This is a genomic window from Xanthomonas translucens pv. undulosa, assembly GCF_017301775.1.
Lineage (GTDB): Bacteria > Pseudomonadota > Gammaproteobacteria > Xanthomonadales > Xanthomonadaceae > Xanthomonas_A > Xanthomonas_A translucens.
The window spans coordinates 4,353,791-4,374,282 of sequence record NZ_CP063993.1 but is presented as its reverse complement, the minus strand read 5'-3'; the positions used below and the strand labels follow the sequence as shown (position 1 = coordinate 4,374,282).

The window sequence follows — 20,492 nt, the reverse complement described above, 5'->3', positions numbered from 1 at the left end:
GCCGGCGGCGCGGGTGGTCGCGGAAGTGCGGACGTCCGCGGCGCGGACCCACGGCCATGGTAAGCGCCGCGGCGGCGCGCTCCAAGCGGGCCTGCACGGCGCGTTCCCGCTGCGCGCGCGGCATTGCGCAATGGCTGCGCATGCAACGGTTCTTGCCACCGCCGCGACGTGGATGTGACCTGGCCTTTACGCCGCACGCCCTATGCTCGACCAACGCTTCTGCGCAATTCAGCAACACCCACCAACTACAGGAGATCTCGCCGTGAGCCATGCTCCGAGCTTGCTCGTGGATGTCGAAGCCGAACTGGCGCATTGGAAGATGCTGCACGGGGAAGGCAAGCTGGGCCCACAGTCCTTCAGCGAGCATGCGCGCCTGATCAAGATGGCCTGCGACGTGTTCCTGCAACTGCCGCGCGAGCCCAACGCGGTGCGCATGCAGCGCCTGCGCCAACGCTACGACGCCGAGCATCCGTGGCCACGCATCGCTTGGAGTGACGCCGAGGCGCTGGTGCTGGGCTGCTGGGCCAGACTGGACGGTTCGGAGCGGCGCGATACCCATCGCGATCCGGCCCCTGTCCCGGCCTGATCCTGGAGATCAGCGCAGGCTCGACCCGCGCACGATGCAGCGACCGCTCAACACCACCTTGCGCATCGGCAAGGTCGGCGCATTCAGCCGTTCCAGCAGCAATGACATCGCGGTGCGGCCCATGTCCTCCACCGGTTGTTCGATCACGGTGATGCCCGGCTCGACCAGGTCGGTCCAGCTCTCGTTGTCGAACCCGGCCAGCGCCAGGTCCTGCGGAATGCGCAGGCCGGCGCCGCGCGCGGCCTTCAGCGCACCCATCAGCAACAAGCTGTTGCTGGCCACCAGCGCCTCGGGGCGCTCGGGTTGCGCCAGCCACGCCTGCACTTCGGCGGTCGCCGCCGCCGCGCTCGGCGCCACCTGGCGGTAGTCCGGCGCCAGACCGTGCGCCTGCATCGCCGCCAGATAGCCGTCGCGACGCTCGGCGGCGGTGCTGCTGGTCTTGCCGAACAGCCCGCCAATGCGGCGCAAGCCGCGCTCGGCCAGGTGCTCGATCAAGCTCGCCATCGCCGCGGCATTGTCCAGCACCACGCTGTCGTGCACGCCGGCCTTGCCGGCGCGGTCGAGCAGCACCACCGGGTAATCGAAATTCAGTTTGGGCAGCTGACTCTGGGTGGTACGGGTCGGCGCGAAGATCAGCCCACTGACCCGCTCCTCCTGCATCAGTTGCAGGTACAGCGCCTCGCGCTGCGGATCCTCGTCGGTATTGCACAGGATCACGCGCATGCCGGCGCGGTAGGCCACGTCCTCGACCGCGCCGATCGCCGCGGTGAAGAACGGGTTGCGGATGTCGGCCACGATCAGCCCGACGATCCCCGAATGCTGCGAGCGCAAGCGTCGCGCCATCAGGTTGGGCCGGTAGCCGGTCTCGCGCACCGCCGCCTCGACCCGCGCCCGCACCTCCTCGCTGACCGGACCCTGGCCCAGCGCCCGCGACACGGTCGAGGTCGAGACCCCGGCCACCCGCGCCACGTCGTGGATGCTGACTGTCACTGGCAACGTTCCCGCAAAATTCCCACTGCAACACCCTTCCAAGTGGCCGGATTCGATAGTAGCACCGGCATTTCCCGAATAAATTGTGCAGTGCACATTGACGCGACAGTGGGAACGTTCCCACACTGCGCCACTCGCTGCCCCAGATCTTCGAAGGATGCCCCCCGCGTGACCCAGACGAATCTCCCCGTGTTGGTCGCCAGCGAACTGGTCCGTGTCAACGTCCAGGTCCGCGACAAGGCCGACGCCATTGCCCAGGCCGCGCAGCTGCTGGTCGCCGCCGGCTGCGTGCCGCCGGCCTACGCGGCCAGCATGCTGCGCCGCGAGGCGCTGGCCAACACCTTCCTCGGCCACGGCGTGGCGATCCCGCACTGCACCGGCGACGACCGCCATCTGGTCCAGCGCGACGGCATCGCGGTGCTGCAGATCCGCGACGGCGTGGAGTGGAATCCCGGCCAGACCACCCACCTGGTGGTCGCCATCGCCGCGCAGTCCGACACCCACATCACCCTGCTGCGGCGCCTGACCCGGCTGATCCAGGACCAGCCGCGGCTGGACTCGCTGTTCGCCAGCGACGACCCGCAGGCGATCGTCGACGCGCTGAGCCAGGATGCGGTCGCTGCGGCAAGCGGGAAGCCGGTCGCCGACTTCGGCGAGCGCTTCGAATGGACCGTCGCCTACCCCACCGGCCTGCATGCGCGCCCGGCCACGCGCTGGGTGGAAACCGCGCGCGGTTTCGCCGCCCGGATCCAGGTGCGTGCCGGCGAGCAGACCGGCGACGCCAAGAACCTGGTGTCGCTGCTGCAGTTGGGCCTGCATGCCGGCGACACGGTGACCATCTCGGCCGAAGGCCAGGACGCCGCCGCCGCGCTGGCGCGGCTGCGCAGCGTCATCGACGGCCTCACCGCCCAGGAGAAAGCCGACGCGCAGGCCGCGGCGCAACGCCGTGCCGCACCGGTCACCGGCTGGACCCCGCCGCAGGCGCAACCGGCCATCGTCGGCATCGGCGCCAGTCCGGGCCTGGCGATCGGCGTGGTGCACAAGCTGGCCGGCAACGACGGCCCGGTACCGGACGCGCCGGTGCCGCTCAGCGACGGCGGCGCGCTGCTGCACGACGCGCTGCTGCGCACCCGCCAGCAATTGCAGGCGATCGAGGACGACACCCGTCGCCGGCTCGGCGCCGGCGACGCGGCGATCTTCCGCGCCCAGGCCGAACTGCTCAACGACACCGACCTGATCACCCTGGCCTGCCAGCTGATGGTCGAAGGCCACGGCGTGGCCTGGTCCTGGCAGCAGTCGGTCGAGCGCATGGCCAACAAGCTGTCGGCGCTGGGCAACGCGGTGCTGGCCGGACGCGCCAGCGACCTGCGCGACGTCGGCCGCCGGGTGCTGACCCAGATCGATCCGAGCCTGGCCAGCGGCAGCCTGGAGCACCTGCCAGAGAGTCCCTGCATCCTGCTCGCCAGCGACCTGTCGCCGTCGGACACCGCGCACCTGGACACCAGCCGCGTGCTCGGCCTGGCCACCGCGCTGGGCGGGCCGACCTCGCATACCGCGATCCTGTCGCGCACCCTGGGCCTGCCGGCGCTGGTCGCCGGCGGTCCCGACCTGCTCGACCTGGACGACGGCGCCACCGTCATCGTCGACGGCAACAGCGGCCGCCTGTACCTGGCGCCGTCGGAGGCCGACCTGGCCTCGGCCCGCGCCTACATCGAAGAACAACGCCAGCTGCGCGAGCGCGAGGCCGAGCAGCGCAACCAGCCGGCGCAGACCCAGGACGGCCATCGCGTGGAGATCGGCGCCAACGTCAACCTGCCCGAACAGGTGCCGATGGCGCTAGCGCAGGGCGCCGAGAGCGTGGGCCTGATGCGCACCGAATTTCTGTTCCTGGAGCGCGGCAGCACGCCCAGCGAGGACGAGCAGTACGCCACTTACATGGCGATGGCCAAGGCGCTGGACGGCCGTTCGCTGATCGTGCGCGCGCTGGACATCGGCGGCGACAAGCAGGTCGCGCACCTGAACCTGCCGCGCGAGGACAACCCGTTCCTCGGCGTGCGCGGCGCGCGCCTGCTGCTGCGCCGCGCCGACCTGCTGCAACCGCAGCTGCGCGCGCTGTACCGCGCGGCCAAGGACGGCGCCAAGCTGGCGATCATGTTCCCGATGATCACCTCGGCGGCGGAAATCGTCGCGCTGCGCGCCGCGTGCGAGCGCCTGCGCGTGGAGTTGGACGCGCCGGAGGTGCCGCTGGGCATCATGATCGAAGTGCCGGCCGCGGCGATCCAGGCCGACGCGCTGGCGCGGCATGCCGACTTCTTCTCGATCGGCACCAACGACCTGACCCAGTACACGCTGGCGATCGACCGGCAGAACCCGGATCTGGCCGCCGAGGCCGACAGCCTGCATCCGGCGGTGCTGCGCCTGATCCGCACCACGGTCGAAGGCGCCGCGCGCCACGGGCGCTGGGTCGGCGTGTGCGGCGGCCTGGCCGGCGATGCGTTCGGCGCGGCGCTGCTGACCGGGCTGGGTGTGCACGAGCTGTCGATGACCCCCAACGACGTGCCGGCGGTGAAGGCGCGCCTGCGCGGCAGTCGCCTGGACGCGCTGCAGGCCTTGGCGCTGCAGGCGCTGGACTGCGAGAGCGCGGCCGAGGTGCGCGCGCTGGACGGAACCGGCGCATGAGCGTGCAGGCCGTCAGCGTCAGCCTGAACCCGGCGATCGACCTGACCGTGGCGATCGACCGGCTGCAGCCCGGCCAGGTGCATCGCGCCAGCAGCGCGCACGCCATCGCCGGCGGCAAGGGCATCAACGTCGCCGCCTGCCTGGCCGATGCCGGCATCGCCACGGCCGCGCTCGGCGTGCTCGGCGCCGGCAACGCGCACCTGTTCGAGACCCTGTTCACCGCACGCGGCATCGACGACCGCTGCCTGCGCGTGCCCGGCGACACCCGTACCAACCTCAAGCTGGTCGCCGCCGACAGCGGCGCCACCACCGACATCAACCTGCCCGGCCTGCCGCTGGGCGCGGCCGAGCTGCAGGCGGTCGGCGCACGCCTGGACGAGCTGCTGCGCCCGGGCCTGCCGGTGGTACTGACCGGTAGCCTGCCGGCCGGCCTGGCCGCCGACAGCTGGCGCACGCTGCAGGCGCAGGCCGCCGCGGCCGGCGCGCGGGTGCTGCTGGACACCAGCGGCGCGCCATTGCGCGCAGCGCTGGCCGCGCCGCGCGCGCAGCTGCCGTTCGCGATCAAGCCCAATCGCCACGAACTGGAAGACTGGGCAGGCATGCCGCTGCACGGCACCGCCGACGTGCTGGCAGCCGCGCGCGCGCTGCTGGCCAGCGGCATCGCACTGGTGGTGGTGTCGCTGGGTACCGACGGCGCGCTGTTCGTGCGCGGCGAGCAGGCACTGCTGGCGCACCCGCCGCAGCTGGCCGGCGGCAGCAGCGTCGGCGCCGGCGATGCGATGGTCGCCGGCCTGGTCGCCGCGCTGCTCGCCGAGGCCGACCTGGCGACCTGCGCGCGCCAGGCCACCGCCTTCGCCGTGGCCACGCTGGGCAGCGGCGCCGCACGCCGGCTGCCGCGCGAGCGTGTCGCCGGCATCGCCGCCGCGGTGCGCATCGAGGCGCTGCAATGAACGCCTCGTCGCCCCCCATGCCTTCGAAGCGAATGTCCTCGAACTCCACGCCGCCATCGCGCGCGGCGTCCCCCTGCGTCCATCGGGAGCAAGCATGAATCCTATCTTCGTGGTGATCATCGCCGGCGAGCGCAGCACCGAAGCCGTCCTTGCTGCCGAAGCCTTGCGCCATGCGGCCAGCGCACACGGCGCGGTACTGCACGCCGAGGTGCGTACGCCGCAGGGCGTGATCGCGCCGCTGGACCTAGCCGCGGCCGGCAGCGCCTATCCGCTGCTGCTGGTCGGCGACGGCGATGCCGACGAGGCGCGTTTCGCCGGCGCCGCGCCACTGCGCGTCAGCCTGGATGCGGTGCTCGACGACGCCGCCGGCGCGCTCGCGCCGCTGCTGGCCGCGGCCGATGCCGCGCCGACCACCACCGCCAGCGCTGCCACGCAAACGGATGCTCCCAAGCGCATCGTCGCCGTGACCTCCTGCCCCACCGGCATCGCCCACACCTTCATGGCCGCCGAAGGCCTGCAGCAGGCGGCCAAGACCCTGGGCTACCAGATGCGGGTCGAAACCCAAGGCTCGGTCGGCGCGCAGGACACGCTCAGCGCTGCCGAAATCGCCGACGCCGACCTGGTGCTGATCGCCGCCGACCGCGAAGTGGACCTGTCGCGCTTCGGCGGCAAGCGCCTGTTCAAGAGCGGCACCAAACCGGCGATCAACGACGGCCCCGCGCTGATCCGAAAGGCGCTGGCCGAAGCCGGCGTGCACGTGGCCAGCGGCAACGGCGCCACGCCGGCTAGCAGCGAACGCGGCAAGTCTGCCGGCCCGTACAAGCACCTGATGACTGGCGTGTCGTTCATGCTGCCGTTCGTCACCGCCGGCGGCCTGCTGATCGCGCTGGCGTTCGCGCTGGGCGGCATCTACGCCTTCGACGACGCGCACAAGGGTACCCTAGCCTGGTCGCTGTTCCAGATCGGCGCCAAGGCCGGCTTCACTCTGATGGTGCCGGCCCTGGCCGGCTACATCGCCTACTCCATCGCCGACCGCCCCGGCATCGCCCCCGGCATGATCGGCGGCATGGTCGCGGCCAACCTCGGCGCCGGCTTCATCGGCGGCATCTTCGCCGGCTTCATCGCCGGCTACGGCGTGGCCGCGCTGAACCGCGCGATCAAGCTGCCGCGCACCCTGGAAGGGCTCAAGCCGGTGCTGATCCTGCCGGTGCTGGGCACCTTGCTGGTCGGCCTGACCATGCTGTACGTGGTCGGCCAGCCGGTCGCCGAAGCGCTGGCCTGGCTCACCGACTGGCTGCGCGGCATGCAGGGCAGCAGCGCAGTGCTGCTGGGCCTGCTGCTGGGCGCAATGATGGCCTTCGACATGGGCGGGCCGGTCAACAAGGCCGCCTATGCGTTCTCCACTGGCCTGATCGCCAGCCAGGTGTACACGCCGATGGCCGCGGCGATGGTCGCCGGCATGACCCCGCCGCTGGGCATCGCACTGGCTACCTGGGTGTTCCGCAACCGCTTCACCCGCGAGGAGCGCGGCACCAGCGCCGCCACCGGCGTGCTCGGTCTGGCCTTCGTCACCGAAGGCGCGATCCCGTATGCGGCGCGCGACCCGTTGCGCACCATCCCGGCGCTGATGCTGGGGTCGGCGCTGGCCGGCGCGATCTCGATGGCCGCCGGCGCCGAGCTGAAGGTGCCGCACGGCGGCGTGTTCGTGCTGCCGATCCCCAACGCGGTGACCCATCTGGGCATGTACCTGATTGCCCTGCTCGCCGGCACCGTGCTGACCGCGGTGGCGCTGCGCGTGCTGAAGAAGCCCATCGCCGAATAAGTCCTGCGCCGGCGCGCCGCCGGGGGCGATGCCCCTCTCCCGTCGCCCACGGCGGCGCGCCGGCCTCCATCCCACCCCAGGAGTCTCTGCCATGTCCCTCACCCTGCCCCTCACCCGGCGCCTGTCGCTCACCGCCCTGGCCCTCGCCCTCGCCCCGCTGGCCCATGCCCAGGACGCCAGTGACGCGTTCAAGCTCAAGCTCGCCTACACCGGCGAAGCCGCGGTCTCGCTGGACGGCGGCAAGGAACAGGGCAGCGCCTACGCTGGCCAGCTGATGCTCGGCACCGACGTCGACCTGCAGCGGCTGATGGGCTGGAACGGCGCCACGTTGAAGGTCTACGCGATCAACCGCCACGGCACCAACCTGGCCAACAGCGACATCGGCAACAGCACCTCGGTGCAGGAAATCTATGGCGGCCAGGGCACGCGCCTGACCACCTTCACCCTGCAGCAGAAGCTGTTCGACGACCGCCTGGAACTGGAGGCCGGACGCAGCGAGGCCAACGTCGATTTCCTCGGTTCGGCCCTGTGCGGCTACTTCCAGGGCAACTCGTCCTGCGGCAACCCGACCTTCGTGTTCCGCACCAGCAACTTCACCTACTGGCCGGTGTCCAGCTGGGCCGCGCACGCCAAGGCCTGGCTGACCCCGACCGTGTACGCGCACGTCGGCGCCTACGAGGTCAACCCGACCCAGGCCGAAGACGGCCAGCACGGCCTGAACTGGAGCACCCGCGACAGCACCGGGGTGATCGTGCCGTACGCGGTCGGCTACAAGACCGACGCGGCCAGCGTGCGCTTCCCTGCCATGTACGAAGTGGGCGGCTGGCAGGACAACTCCGACTACAAGGACCCGCTGACCGACCGCAACGGCACCCCGGCGCGACTCAGCGGCCTGGACTACGCCCCGCGCAACGGGCGCTCCGGCGCGTTCTTCCGCTTCGAGCAGCAGGTCACCCGCCCCGACGCCGACAGCGCGCGCGGGATGGTGCTGTTCGGCTCGGTGCTGAAGGGCACCTCCGGGCAACTGATCGAGGACCACTTCCTGGAGCTGGGCCTGGTCCAGCGCGGCACCTTCGCCAGCCGCGAGCAGGACAACATCGCCTTCGTCGTCACCCAGCAGCGCTACAGCGACAAGGCGCTGGAGGACCTGCGCCTGGCGCGCGCCGCGGCCGGCGGCAGCGGCACCCCGCACAGTTCGCAATACATGATGGAACTGAGCTACGGCATCCAGGTCACCCCGCAGCTGCGCATCGCGCCGAACCTGCACTACATCGTGCACCCGGACCAGTTCAACGAGCCGTCGCGCACCCGCGATCTGCCGAATGCACTGGTCGCCGGCATGCGCGTGGATTGGGCGTTGTAGGACCGGGATTGGGGATTGCTCGGACCCGGCTGACGCCGACGCCCGCCTGCGCAGACCCGTGTTCTGCGCAGGCGCGGCAAAACAACCTGGCCAGAACGCACGACGCCCCGGCATGCCGGGGCGTCGTGCGTTCGGTCCGTATCACTCCGTTCGCATGCAACTGCGCCAGTCCATCGGCGCATGCGGGTACGAAACAGGCGGCCGGCGAATCGAGATCCGTTCGATTCCGTGCAAGCGCGCATCCCTGGCGCGGGAGCGATGACGTTGCCGACGGGGACAATGATGCGCGCCCACACAGGCGCTGGCGATCGGCCGACTCCGCGCCCGGCTGTAGGACTTTTCCGACACGAATCGCGGCGACCCGGCGTGCCCGCCGCCGCACCTGTCCGGCGCGTCCGCGGCACGCTTGCCGCGCACCGGTCACCGCCGCGACATAAACGGATCCCATCGTAGCGGCCTCGCCACCGCCGATTACGACGGTTTTCCAACATCCGCGTTGCAAGCATCTCGCGCCATGCGCATCCTGGTTGCCGAAGACGATACGTCCATTGCCGTTGCGTTGCGCGACTCGCTCGCCGAGTGCGGGCACGTGGTGGACCACGTCAACGATGGCGCCGCCGCCGAGCGCGCGCTCAGCGCCGAGTCCTATCACCTGCTGGTGCTGGACCTGGGCCTGCCGCGGCGCGACGGCCTGCAGGTGCTGCAACGCGTGCGCGAACGCCGCGACGAGGTCGCGGTGCTGGTGGTGACCGCGCGCGACGGCGTGGAAGACCGCATCCGCGCCCTCGACCAAGGCGCCGACGACTACCTGATCAAGCCGTTCGAGCTGTCCGAGTTCCTGGCCCGCACCCGCGCCCTGCTGCGCCGGCGCAGCAGCGGCGGCATTCCCGAGCTGGCCCTGGGCCAGTTGCGGATCAACCTGGCCGGGCGCCGGGTGTGGCTGCAGGACGAACCGCTGGAACTGACCGCGCGCGAATTCGCGCTGCTGGAAACGCTGCTGATGCGCAGCGGGCGCGTGGTCAGCCGCGGCCAGCTCACCGACGCGCTGTGCGACTGGCAGCACGAGATCACCGACAACGGCCTGGATATCTCCATGCACCGCCTGCGCCGCAAGCTGCACGGCTCCGGGGTCGGCATCCGCACCATCCGCGGCCTGGGCTACTTGCTGGAAGAATCCCGCACCGCCGACGCCGCCCACGACCCGCACGCGTCGTGAGCGCGGCCATGGCAGCCGAGACGGCGGGCGCAGCCCCCGCCCATCCCAGCCTGCGCCGGCGCCTGCTGGCGTTCCTGCTGATCCCGACCGTGCTGCTGATGCTGGTGGTCTCGGCGCTGTTCTATCTGCTGATGCTCAAGTACTCCAACCATGTCCACGACATGGACCTGAAGGAGGACACGCTGGGCCTGGCCAAGGCGGTCAACGATGCCGGCGCCAGCCTTCCGCTGCCGCTGCAGGCCCGGCGCCTGCTCGAATACAGCAGCGAAGGCCGGGTGTTCTTCGAAGTGCGCAGCCGCGACCACGGCGTGATCAGCCACAGCGCGCAGCCGATCCCGGCGCACGACGCGCCGGCCACGCTCGGCCGGGTGGCGCTGCGCGACGAGCGCATGGCCGACGGCACCCCGGTGCGCGTGGCCAGCCTGATCGTGCCGTCGGCATGGGAGGCCAACGACCGCCTGACGATCTCGGTGGCCGAGACCCTGAACGACCGCCACCGGCGGGCGCGCGAGATCCTGATGCTGATGTTGCCGACCGAACTGCTGCTGACCTGCTCGCTGCTGGCGCTGGTCTGGCATGGCGTGCGCGTGGGCCTGCGCCTGCTGCAACCGGCGGTGCGCCGGCTCGACGACAGCCAGCGCGACCTCAGCCCGGTGTCCGGCCCCGACATCCCGATCGAAGTGCTGCCGCTGACCCAGGCCATCGACGGCCTGCTCGGCCGCCTCAAGCAACTGATGGCGCTGCAGGAACGCTTCGTCGCCGACGCCGCGCACCAGCTGCGCACGCCGCTGGCGGGGCTGAGCATGCACGTGCAGCGCGCCCAGGCCAGCACCCGCCCGCAGGACACCGCGCAGGCGCTGCAGCACATCCGCCAGCTGACCGACCGCGCGATCCGCAGTTCCACCCAATTGCTGGCGCTGACCCGCGCGCAGGCGCCGCGCGAGAACATCCGCCCGCTGCTGCCGCTGGACCTGGCCGTGTGGCTGCCGCAGGCACTGGCCGAGCGCATTCCCGACGCGCTGCAGGCCGGGGTCGACCTGGGCTACGACGACGACGGCGCCGACGGCGGGCCGGCCTGGGTCGCCGCCGACGCCTGGTCGCTGCGCGAGCTGCTCGACAACCTGATCGACAACGCCTTCAAGCATGCCGCCGGCAACATGGTCACGGTCAGCCTGTGCCGCCAGCCGCAGCACCTGCAGCTGGCGGTCGACGATGGCGGCGCGGGCGTGGACGAGGCCTTGTTGCCACGCCTGGGCGAACGCTTCTTCCGCGCCCCGGATGCGCCCGAAGGCGGCACCGGCCTGGGCCTGGCCATCGTCGCCAGCATCGCCGCACGCCACCACGCGCCGCTGCGCTATCGGCGCTCGGCGCTGGGCGGCCTGCGCGTGGAGCTGGAGTTGCCGGCCAGCGCAGCACCCACCGCATGAGCCGGCGCCGTGCCTCCCGGCTGGCCGGCCTTGCCGTGCTGAGCGCCGCAGCGCTGGCCGGTTGCGTCAGTACCCCGCTGCCCGACCTGACCCCCGAGGGAGTTCCCCCGGCTTTGCCGGGGTGGCAGTAGCCGTTTGACATTTACGGGAGTCCATCCCGGAGACTCCGATTGTGAGCCGCCAAGCACGCAATCGGAGAATCCGAGATGGACAAGTACCAAAATCTATGCCACAGCCAATGGGAGTGCCTGTACCACGTTGTTTTCATTCCGAAGCGACGAAGACGGGTGTTGTACAAGGAGCTCCGGATCCACTTGGGCGAGGTGTTTCGACGCTTGGCGGAGCAAAAGGAAAGTCGGGTAGAGGAAGGTCATCTGATGCCAGATCATGTGCACATGATGTTGAAGATTCCGCCGAAGTTGGCGGTTTCTCAGGTCGTGGGCTACATCAAAGGCAAAAGCGCCATTCATCTTGCTCGGGTATATGCAGAGCGCAAGCGGAATTTTGTCGGTCAGCACTTTTGGGCAAGGGGCTACTTCGTATCGACGGTCGGTCGGGACGAGGCGGTGATTCGGGACTACATCCGCAACCAGGAAAAAGAGGACGAACGGCTCGACCAGTTGCAGTTGTTGAGATAAGCCTGCCACCTTCAGGTGGCACCCATCAAGGGAAGCGCGTTAGCGCCCCCGCCAGCCGCTTTGAGCGGCTCACACTACGAATGCCCCCGGCTTTGCCGGGGGATTGTTACCGCAGCCGTTGCCGCGGCAGTGGACATCGCTGCCGGCCGCGGCTACCCCACGGCCGGCCGGCAGCGCCTGGTGGCAGGACTTCCACGATCCGCAACTCGACGCCCTGGTGGCGCAGGCGCTGCACGACGACCTCGACGTGGCCCAGGCGCTGGCCAGGCTGCGCGCGGCGCGGCGGATGGACCGCGTGGCCACGGCCAAGCTGAAGCCGCAGCTGCATGCGCGCACCGAGGAACCGATCGACCCCGATGCCAGCGCCTCGTTCCTGGTCGCCGGTTTCGACGCGGAGTGGGAACTGCCGCTGTTCGGGCGCGGCGAAGCCGCGCGCCGCCTGGGCCGCGGCGACCTGCAGGCGGCGCAGGCCAGCCTCGCCCAGGTCCGCACCGCCACCGTCGCCGACGTGGCGCGCAACTGGATCGAACTGCGCCATGCGCAACAGGCCGAACAGCTGCTGCAACGCATCGCCGACGCGCGCCAACGGCAGGCGGCGCTGAGCGCGGCGCTGGTCGATCTGCGCCTGGCGCCGCCGGCGGCCGCCGCCCAGGCGCAGGCCGCGCAGTTGCAGGCGCAGGCCGCGCTGGGCGAACCGCGCACCGCCAGCGCCGCCGCCGCGCAACGGCTGGCGGTGCTGCTGGCGCGCAGCGCGCCGGACCCGGCGTGGAGCGCCACCGTTGCGGCCGCCGCCGCTCCGCGCGCAGCAGCGTCGGGCCTGCAGATCGGCGCACTCGACGCGGTACCCGCCGACCTGCTGCGGCGCCGTCCGGACATCGCCGCACGCGAGGCCGAAGTGCTCAGCGCAGCCGGCGAACTGGGCATCGCCCGCGCCGACCGCTACCCCAGCATCGGCCTGGGCGGCGCCATCCACTGGTCCACCCACCTGCTCTCGCACCGCCGCACCGCCACCCCGCACGAAATCGCCTCGCTGGGGCCGCTGATCGATATCCCGCTGGTCGACTGGGGCCTGCGCCAGGCCCAGGCGCAGGCGCACGGCGACCTGCTGCAGGCGGCGGCGCTGGCCTACCGCCAATGCGTGTTGGAGGCGGTGGCCGAAGTGCAGAACGCGCTGACCGCGCTGGAACAGCAACGCCAGCGCGCACTGGCGCAGCAGCAGGCACTGCAGGCGCTGCAGCAGGCCGCCGACGCGGCACAGGCGCGGCGCCGGCTGGGCTTGGGCAGCGATCTGGACGTGGCCACCCAGCAGGCCGCACGCGACCAAGCGGCGCTGGAACTGCTCGAGGCGCAGCGCCAGCGCGACCTCGACTACATCGCGCTGCAGACCGCGCTGGGCAGCGCGGACACGCAGACCGCCGGCACCGAGACCAGCGCGGCAGGCGCGGCGCCCTGATGGTCGCGCTGGCCCGCCAGACCCTGCGCCACGAATGGCGCCGCTTCCTGCCGGTGGTGGTCTCGGTCGGCTTCGCCAGCCTGTTGCTGCTGCTGCAGACCGCGCTGGTGCTCGGCATCTTCGGCAGCGCCAGCGTCTACGTGTCCGGCTCCGACGCCGACCTGTGGCTGGGCTATCCGGGCACACAGAGCGTGGACCAGGGCCGTCCGATCGACCCGGATGCCGCCACCGCGCTGTACCTGGACCCGCGGGTGCTGCAGGTCGAACCGTTCCTGTGGTTCGACGGCGACTGGCGCGGCCCCGACGACACCGGCGCGGTGTCGATCTACATTTCAGGCATCGACACCCGCAGCGACGGGCTGATGTTCGCGCGGCTGCTGAGCCCCGCCCTGCGCGCGGCGCTGCGCGAACCGGACACGGTGGTGGTGGACCGTGCCGAACTGGACAAGCTCGGCGTCGGCATCGGCCGCAGCGCGCGCATCAACGGCCACCGGGTGCGGGTGATCGGGGTCGGCCGCGGCCTGCGTGCGCTGGGCGGCGTCAACGTGCTGGCCTCGCTGGAAACCGCGCGCGCCTTGAACAGCGATGCCGTGCACCCGGACTGGCCGACCTACATGGTCGCGCGGCTACGGCCCGGCAGCGATGCCGCGGCGGTAGCGCGCCGCGGCGCCGGCAGCAACGCGCCGGCGCGCATCGAAGCCTGGAGCGCAGCGGAGTTCGCACGCCGCAGCATCCTGTTCTGGATGTTCGACACCGGCGCCGGCTCCGGCGTGCTGTTCCTCGGCGGTATCGTGCTGCTGGTCGGCGTGGCGATCACCAGCCAGACCCTGCTGGCCACGGTGCTCGGCGCCGCACGCGAGTACGCCACGCTCAACGCGCTGGGCGTGAGCATGCGCGCGCTGCGCTGGGTGGTGCTGGAACAGGCGGCCTGGGTCGGCGCGCTCGGCCTGCTCGGTGCCAGCGCGCTCGGCGCAGCGCTGGTGGCGCTGGCGCGCGCGCACGACGTGCCTGTGGCCTTCGACGGCAACGGCTGGGCTGCGTGCGTGGTCGCGGTGATGCTGCTGACCCTGCTGTCGGCGCTGGCCGCGCTGCGCGGCTTGCGCCGCGCCGATCCGGCGTTGCTGCTGCGATGAACCGGGCCCTCCCCGCCGCGCTGTTGCCCGACGCCGCCACCGTGCATGGCAGCGCCCTGTGCAAGAGCTTCCTCTCCGGCAAGCTGCGCACCGACGTGCTGCGCGAGGTCACGCTGCAGGTGTGGCCCGGCGAACTCACCCTGATCTCCGGCCCCTCGGGCTGCGGCAAGAGCACTCTGCTGTCGATTCTCAGCGGCCTGCAGCGCGCCGACCGCGGCCGCGTACAGGCCTTGGGCGAAGACCTGGGCGCGCTCGACGCGAGCGCGCTGGAGCGCTTCCGCATGCGCCACACCGGCTTCATCTTCCAGGGCTTCAACCTGTTCCCGGCGCTGAGCGCGCTGGACCAGGTGCGGCTGCCGCTGCAGTACATGGGGCTAGCCACGGCCGAGGTGTGCGCGCGCGCCGAAGCGGCGCTGGCCGAGGTCGGCATCGCCCATCGTCAGCAACTGCGCCCGGCCGAGTTGTCCGGCGGCGAGAAACAGCGCGTGGCGATCGCGCGCGCGCTGGCCAAGCACCCGGCGCTGCTGTTCGCCGACGAGCCGACCAGCGCGCTGGACGCCGGCAACGGCCAGATCGTGATCGACCTGCTGCACCGCATCGCCCGCAGCCACAACACCCTGGTGCTGTGCGTCAGCCACGATCCGCGCCTGATCCGCCATGCCGACCGCGTGCTGTCGATGGAAGACGGCCGCATTCTCGACGACCGCCGCCTGGCGCCGCCGCCCTCGCCCTCCTCTTCGTCCCGGATCTCCGCACCATGAAAGCGTTGCTCGCCGCTCCCCTGCTGGGCCTGCTGCTGGCCGCCTGCGCCCGGCCGCCGCAGGCCGCGCCCGCGCCCAATGCGGCGCCGGCCTATCTGGCGGTGGCGCGCGGGCGTATCGACGTGGAAGGCGGGCTACTGCGGCTGAGCCTGCCGGTCGCCGCGACGCTGCAGCGGGTGGCGGTGCACGAAGGCGACGCGGTACGCCGCGGCACGCTACTGATCCAGGCAGACGACCGCGCCGCGGCGCTGGACCTGGAGATCGCACAGACCCGCACGCAGGCGGCCAGCGCGCACGTGAGGCAGCTGCAGCAGCGGCTGGCGCACGCGCAGCAGCGCCAGCGGCGGCTGGCCGAAGCGGCGCGGATAGGCGCCGGCGACGGCCAGAGCGCCGACGATGCCGGCGACGCCAGCCAGACCCTGGCCGACGCACTGCAGGCCGCGCGCAGCGACGCCGCACTGGCCACCGAGCAGGTGCACCAGGCGCAACTGCAGCGCGACCAGTACCGCCTGTATGCGCCCGCCGACGGCCGCGTGCTGCAACTGGCCGCCGCGGTCGGCGCGCGTAGCGACGGCGGCGCCACGCCGCTGCTGACCCTACTGCCGGACGCACCGCGCCTGGTCCGCGCCGAATTGAACGAAAGCTACGCCGCCGCGGTGCGCCCGGGCATGCAGGCCGAGGTGATCAGCGACGACGGCCGCCAAACCGCGTTGGGCACCGCCGTGGTGCGCTGGCTGGCGCCGGCGTTCGGCCCGGCGCAGCTGCACGACGCCGCCGATGGCGCCAGCGCCGGCAACGACCGCAGCGTGGCCTGCGTGCTGGCGTTCCGGCAACCGTCTGCGCTGCGCCTGGGCCAGCGCGTCCTGGTGCGCTTCCGCAACCCCACCGCGGCGCAACACTGACGAAAGGCTGCTGAAACGCCTGTCCGCCACGCTGCGCGCGTTCCTTCGCCGCCAACCCCGTGCCGCCATGATCCAATCCGCCGAATTCCACTTCCAGGGCGGCCGCCACGGCGTGCTGCTGATCCACGGCCTGACCGGCACCCCCAGCGAGATGCGCCTGCTCGGCAAGAGCCTGCATCGCCAGGGTTTCAGCGTGCACGGCGTGCAGCTGGCCGGGCATTGCGGCAACGAGGACGACCTGCTCGCCACCGGCTGGCGCGACTGGAGCGCCAGCGTCGAGCAGGCCGCGGCGCAGATGCGCCCGCAGGTGGACAAGCTGTTCGTGGCCGGCCTGTCGATGGGCGCGCTGCTGGCGCTGCAATTGGCCCAGGAGCGGCCGGAATGGGTCGATGGCGTCGGCGTGCTCGGCGCCACCTTCCGCTACGACGGCTGGAACATCCCGCGCCGCGCGCGGCTGGCGTTCCTGCTGCCGTGGTTCAAGCGCCTGGGCATCGGCCGCCGCCGCATGTTCCTGGAAGAACCGCCGTACGGCCTGCGCGACGAGCGCATCCGCGCGCAGGTCAGCGGCGCGATGCTCGGCGGCGACAGCAGCGCCGCCGGCCTGCCCGGCAATCCCTGGCACGCGCTGGCCGAGATGCACCTGCTGTCGCGCCGGGTGCGCCGCAACCTGGGCAAGGTGACCGCGCCGTGCCTGGTCGCGCATGCGGCCGAGGACGACATCGCGCATCTGCGCAACGCGCAGCTCGTGGTGGCCAACGTGTCCGGACCGGTGGAACTGCTGCTGCTGCACGACAGCTACCACATGATCACCCTGGACCGCGAACGCCGCGTGCTCGGCGCACACATGGCACAGTTCTTCGCCGCGCAGGCCGGCACGCCGCGCCAGGCCGCCTGATGGCGCTGCAGGCGCCCGTGGTCGGCGTGTGGCTGGCGACGGTGGCGCTGGACACGGTCGGCCAGCTGGCCTTCAAGCACGTCGCCAGCGACCCGCTGGCGAGCGGCGCGGCGCGTTGGCAGCGCATGGCGCGGCAACCGTGGCTGTGGCTGGGCATGGCCTGCTACGCGTTCGAATTCCTGGCCTGGACCGCGTTCCTGTCGCTGGTGCCGCTGGGCCGCGGCGTGCTGCTCGGCTCGATCAACATCGTGGCGATCACGCTTGCCGGGCGCTGGCTGTTCGGCGAGCGGCTGGGACGCATGCAGGTGGCCGGAATCTGCCTGGTCAGCGCCGGCGTGGCCGTGGTCGGACTCGGCACATGACCCGCCCATCGCTGCAACGCTATGCGGTCGGCTTCGCCCTGCTGCTGGGCTTCGACACCCTGGCCCAGTTCGGCTTCAAGCTCGGCGGCGCGCACGCGTTCCCGCCGCAGGCCGACTGGGCCTGGGTGTTGCGCCTGCTCGCCAGCCCCTGGCTGTACGCCGCGCTGCTGGGCTATGTCGGCGCCTTCGTCACCTGGATGAAACTGCTCGAACACGCGCCGATCGGGCCGGCCTTCGCCGCCTCGCATCTGGAGATCGTCAGCGTGCTGTTGTTGTCGGCGTGGTGGTTCGGCGAACCGATCGGCGCATTGCAGGCGATCGGCGCGGCGCTGATCGTGGCCGGCATCGTCTGCCTCGCGCTCGGCGAGCGCGCCGCGCCGGCCGATGCGTACTGAGGTTCCGCCCACCGCCGGCCTGCCGCTGCACTGGCGCGACCTGTGGCCGGTGCGCACGCCGCAGCGGCTGGCCGCGCAGCTCGCCTTGCCCGACGCACTGCTGACCTGCTCGGGCACCGCCGCGCTGGTCATCGCGCTGCGCACCCTGGCCGCCGCCAGCCGCCGCCGGCAGGTGCTGGTGGCCGCCTACACCTGCCCGCTGGTGGCGCTGGCGGTGGCCCATTGCGGCCTGCAACTGGTGCTGTGCGATCTGCTGCCGGATGCGATCGAACCCGACCCGGCGCAGCTGGCACAGCGTTGCGGCAACGACACCCTGGCGATCGTCGCCACTCATCTGGGCGGACGCCTGACCGATCTGGCGCCGTTGCGCCATGCCGCCGCGGCCTGCGGCGCGGTGTTGATCGAAGACGCCGCGCAGGCGCTGGGCGGCGTGCACGCCGATGGCCGCCCGGCCGGCCTGGGCGGCGACATCGGCGTCTGCAGCCTGGCGGTGGGCAAAGGCCCGACCCTGTACGAAGGCGGCCTGCTGATGTCGCCGCACGCACCATTGCAAAGCAGCCTGGCCGCGATGGCAGCGCGCCTGGGCCAGCGCGACTGGCGCTGGGAACTGCAGCGCAGCCTGCAATTGCTCGGCTACGCTGCGCTGTACCGGCCGCGCGCATTGCGCTGGGCCTACGGCGCGCCGCTGCGCCGCGCCTTGCGCCGCGGCGACCGCGTAGGCGCGGCCGGCGACCATTTCGATGCGGCGATCCCGCAACACGCGGTCGGCGCCTGGCGCGAAGCCGTCGGCGTACGCGCCAGCGCACGCTGGCCGGCGTTCCTTGCCCAGGCACGCGCGCAGGGCCAGCGTCGCGCCGCATGCCTGGCCGCGATTGCCGGTCTGCGCGTCGTCGCCGACAGTGCCGGCGCACAGGGAAGCTGGCCAGCACTGCTGGTACTGCTGCCGGATGCAGCCGCGCGCGAACGCGCACTTGAGCAACTGTGGCCGCGCGGACTCGGCGTCGGCCTGCTGTTCGTGCACGCCCTGCCGGACTACGCGTATCTGCGCGACATCGTCGATCCCGCACCGATGCCCCAGGCCCGCGACTTCGCCGCACGCTGCCTGAGCATCAGCAACAGCCCGTGGCTGGACGAGGAGGGTTTCGAGGCGATCGTCGCGGTGCTGCGGCGGGTGTGTACAGAAAGCGGGAGATGATGCAACAGCCGCCGCCGGGCTGGCGATTGTCTGGACTCGGGCCAAGCAAATCAAGATTCTGGCGAAGTATCGGCCGCCGGTTGAGCTGCCCAAGTATGAGCAAGGACAGTTTTCGGAGTGTTTGTCGGACTCGAGCAAATTCTACCCGTAACAACCAAAGACATTTGGCCAAGAGCCACCTTAAATACACTATAGTATTATTTTAAATATTTAATTAAAAAACCGCCAACTTTGTGCTGGCGGTTTTTTGTGTTGTCTTGCAAGTTGCCCTTTGGAAGCGCAATCCAAATGACAAGATGGACGAAAATCTGGCAAGGTCTCCAGTGTTATATGGGGCGAGGCATTGGCTGACGTTGCTTTGCAAACGTTTTGTAAAGACCTGCAGCCCGTTCATCAATCGCCACGTTTTCAACGCTACTCAATCCTTTGGCGGCGATCTCTGAAGATGCCTTACTGTCCCCCAAAAGGTAAGCCACTCGAAGGAATGCGGCGCTATCGACAAGGCTTGGATTCACATTGCTTTTCTCGTAGACTTCCGAAAGCCCATAGTATGCATAAAGATTGCCCTCCTGGGCAACACGCTGGAGGATGGAAAAGCCGGCCGCATAATCGGGACCAATCGCAAGCTTCTTGCCATAAACAATCAGGGCGGGCTTACTTCCAGCATCTGCCTCAGCTTTTAATTGATCCAATGTTGCGGATTCAAGTCTTTTGCTTTCCTCCCGGGTTGGGTAGCCGTGCTGCATTAGCCACTGAGCTTCTTCGGGTGTTCGGGCAACGAGTGCGCCTGCCGACTGACACCTCGGTCCGTCTTTGCAAAGATAGTCTTCTACGGTCACTCGAGAAGCGACGGCGCGGTCAGCAGTAATATGATCTGAATGCTGATTGGGCCTAGCGTGCTCTCCGGCATTTGAGCGACTGGCTGATGACGCAGCATCGGAATTCCCACTGGTCTGCTGCGGGGGATTTACTTCTTCTTGTTTTGAGCAAGCACCCAACGACGCGATGGTTACAAGCATCAATACAATAAATCTTAATTTATCCATTATATTAAAGCCCACATTGAAGTTGTTGGACCTGCGTCCACCATGACGAGCATTTTGCGTCCTCAGAAGTAACTTTCCATTTCACGGCAATCGAATTATCCAGAGCGGCAGAATCTTTGAGTGCTCCGGGAATATAATCTCCCAAATCGATGACATATCGCCTCGACCAGTCCGCGAACCATTGAATGAACGTGAGTTGATCGTTTGTCTCTTGATCGAACGCCTTCATCATCTCGAAGCAGTAAGATTCTGGGACTGTTACCACGCCTGGAATTCTATATGCATTAGAAGCTGCAGTTTGAGCATCACAGACAAGTTGCAAGTGAACGCGAAACTCCTTATTTGACTCAGCAAGCGGTTTAAGTCCATTCGTGAAATTCGTTGTTTGTTGTTCGAGTGCCGCGGCGAGCAACCAAGCCGCATTCGCATCGGTTGCGGCAGTGTTGCCATTATAATGGATCTCACCACGCGTGAATGCCAATGCCATCATGAGGGTGGATTTTCCATTGATGCTCGCCCCGGGTAACCTATCCTCGGCATAGCTGGCCCCAGATGGAAATGGTAAGGGATTGGGGCACATGGAAGGCTTGGTTGCGACAAGGGACTCACAGGTTACATCCCTGTTCTCCTCACCGCCACCGCCGCCACTGAACCGCCCCGGGTTTCCCGGAGACCCCTT

Annotated in this window: 19 protein-coding genes; 16 read left to right on the top strand and 3 right to left on the bottom strand. The window is 69.9% G+C overall.

Annotated elements, in window-relative coordinates; all coding sequences use genetic code 11:
- Window positions 1-262: 262 nt before the first annotated feature.
- A complete protein-coding gene (locus ISN38_RS18700) occupies window positions 263-586 on the top strand; it encodes a hypothetical protein (protein WP_003471266.1) in 324 nt (107 codons plus the stop codon).
- Window positions 587-595: 9 nt separating this feature from the next.
- Here the strand turns inward: ISN38_RS18700 and ISN38_RS18695 are convergent, their stop codons facing one another.
- Window positions 596-1,576 carry a LacI family DNA-binding transcriptional regulator gene (locus tag ISN38_RS18695; protein WP_003471264.1) on the bottom strand — a complete coding sequence of 327 codons (981 nt, stop codon included), beginning with the start codon at window positions 1,574-1,576 and terminating at the stop codon, window positions 596-598.
- Between the two features lie 168 nt (window positions 1,577-1,744).
- Between ISN38_RS18695 and ptsP the strand changes: the two genes are divergently transcribed.
- The 15 genes from ptsP to ISN38_RS18620 all read left to right on the top strand — a co-directional run bounded on the left by ptsP (window position 1,745) and on the right by ISN38_RS18620 (window position 18,767).
- The gene (ptsP, locus tag ISN38_RS18690; RefSeq protein ID WP_051036336.1) at window positions 1,745-4,255 is read left to right on the top strand and encodes a phosphoenolpyruvate--protein phosphotransferase; all 2,511 of its coding nucleotides are present in this window, start codon (window positions 1,745-1,747) and stop codon (window positions 4,253-4,255) included.
- Window positions 4,252-5,205, top strand: coding sequence for a 1-phosphofructokinase family hexose kinase (locus ISN38_RS18685; RefSeq protein ID WP_058361576.1), 954 nt, complete (start codon window positions 4,252-4,254; stop codon window positions 5,203-5,205). The genes ptsP and ISN38_RS18685 overlap by 4 nt, the downstream gene beginning before the upstream one ends.
- A 94-nt stretch (window positions 5,206-5,299) precedes the next feature.
- Window positions 5,300-7,027, top strand: coding sequence for a PTS fructose transporter subunit IIC (locus ISN38_RS18680; RefSeq protein WP_058364116.1), 1,728 nt, complete (start codon window positions 5,300-5,302; stop codon window positions 7,025-7,027).
- A 91-nt stretch (window positions 7,028-7,118) separates the two neighbouring features.
- A complete protein-coding gene (locus tag ISN38_RS18675; protein ID WP_003470786.1) occupies window positions 7,119-8,390 on the top strand; it encodes a carbohydrate porin in 1,272 nt (423 codons plus the stop codon).
- Between the two features lie 514 nt (window positions 8,391-8,904).
- Entirely contained in the window at window positions 8,905-9,606 is a 702-nt protein-coding gene (locus ISN38_RS18670; RefSeq protein WP_058361970.1) for a response regulator, read from the top strand.
- A gap of 8 nt (window positions 9,607-9,614) precedes the next feature.
- Window positions 9,615-11,033, top strand: coding sequence for a sensor histidine kinase (locus ISN38_RS18665; protein ID WP_058362992.1), 1,419 nt, complete (start codon window positions 9,615-9,617; stop codon window positions 11,031-11,033).
- A 206-nt stretch (window positions 11,034-11,239) separates the two neighbouring features.
- A complete protein-coding gene (tnpA, locus tag ISN38_RS18660; protein WP_206711970.1) occupies window positions 11,240-11,671 on the top strand; it encodes an IS200/IS605 family transposase in 432 nt (143 codons plus the stop codon).
- A 118-nt stretch (window positions 11,672-11,789) separates the two neighbouring features.
- Window positions 11,790-13,124 (top strand): TolC family protein, encoded by a 1,335-nt coding sequence (locus ISN38_RS18655; protein WP_053008591.1) that lies wholly within the window; start codon window positions 11,790-11,792, stop codon window positions 13,122-13,124.
- Window positions 13,124-14,257: an ABC transporter permease gene (locus ISN38_RS18650; RefSeq protein WP_003470770.1), complete on the top strand. Its 1,134-nt coding sequence runs from the start codon at window positions 13,124-13,126 to the stop codon at window positions 14,255-14,257. Before ISN38_RS18655 ends, ISN38_RS18650 begins: the two co-directional genes overlap by 1 nt.
- Complete coding sequence (locus tag ISN38_RS18645; protein ID WP_047325000.1) at window positions 14,254-15,018, top strand: ABC transporter ATP-binding protein; 765 nt, start codon at window positions 14,254-14,256, stop codon at window positions 15,016-15,018. Before ISN38_RS18650 ends, ISN38_RS18645 begins: the two co-directional genes overlap by 4 nt.
- Window positions 15,015-15,920, top strand: a complete 906-nt coding sequence (locus tag ISN38_RS18640) for an HlyD family secretion protein (protein WP_003470766.1) — start codon at window positions 15,015-15,017, stop codon at window positions 15,918-15,920. The genes ISN38_RS18645 and ISN38_RS18640 overlap by 4 nt, the downstream gene beginning before the upstream one ends.
- Window positions 15,921-15,987: 67 nt before the next feature.
- Window positions 15,988-16,815 (top strand): alpha/beta hydrolase, encoded by an 828-nt coding sequence (locus ISN38_RS18635; RefSeq protein WP_003470764.1) that lies wholly within the window; start codon window positions 15,988-15,990, stop codon window positions 16,813-16,815.
- Window positions 16,815-17,177, top strand: coding sequence for an EamA family transporter (locus ISN38_RS18630; protein ID WP_047325001.1), 363 nt, complete (start codon window positions 16,815-16,817; stop codon window positions 17,175-17,177). Before ISN38_RS18635 ends, ISN38_RS18630 begins: the two co-directional genes overlap by 1 nt.
- Window positions 17,174-17,572 carry a DMT family transporter gene (locus ISN38_RS18625; protein WP_047325002.1) on the top strand — a complete coding sequence of 133 codons (399 nt, stop codon included), beginning with the start codon at window positions 17,174-17,176 and terminating at the stop codon, window positions 17,570-17,572. Before ISN38_RS18630 ends, ISN38_RS18625 begins: the two co-directional genes overlap by 4 nt.
- Complete coding sequence (locus ISN38_RS18620) at window positions 17,562-18,767, top strand: DegT/DnrJ/EryC1/StrS family aminotransferase (protein WP_058358984.1); 1,206 nt, start codon at window positions 17,562-17,564, stop codon at window positions 18,765-18,767. The genes ISN38_RS18625 and ISN38_RS18620 overlap by 11 nt, the downstream gene beginning before the upstream one ends.
- A 326-nt stretch (window positions 18,768-19,093) precedes the next feature.
- On the opposite strand, the gene ISN38_RS20520 is transcribed toward ISN38_RS18620, so the two are convergent.
- Window positions 19,094-19,813 (bottom strand): hypothetical protein, encoded by a 720-nt coding sequence (locus tag ISN38_RS20520; RefSeq protein ID WP_230938726.1) that lies wholly within the window; start codon window positions 19,811-19,813, stop codon window positions 19,094-19,096.
- Window positions 19,814-19,817: 4 nt separating this feature from the next.
- The gene (locus ISN38_RS18610) at window positions 19,818-20,393 is read right to left on the bottom strand and encodes a hypothetical protein (protein ID WP_230939726.1); all 576 of its coding nucleotides are present in this window, start codon (window positions 20,391-20,393) and stop codon (window positions 19,818-19,820) included.
- Between the last annotated feature and the right edge of the window lie 99 nt (window positions 20,394-20,492).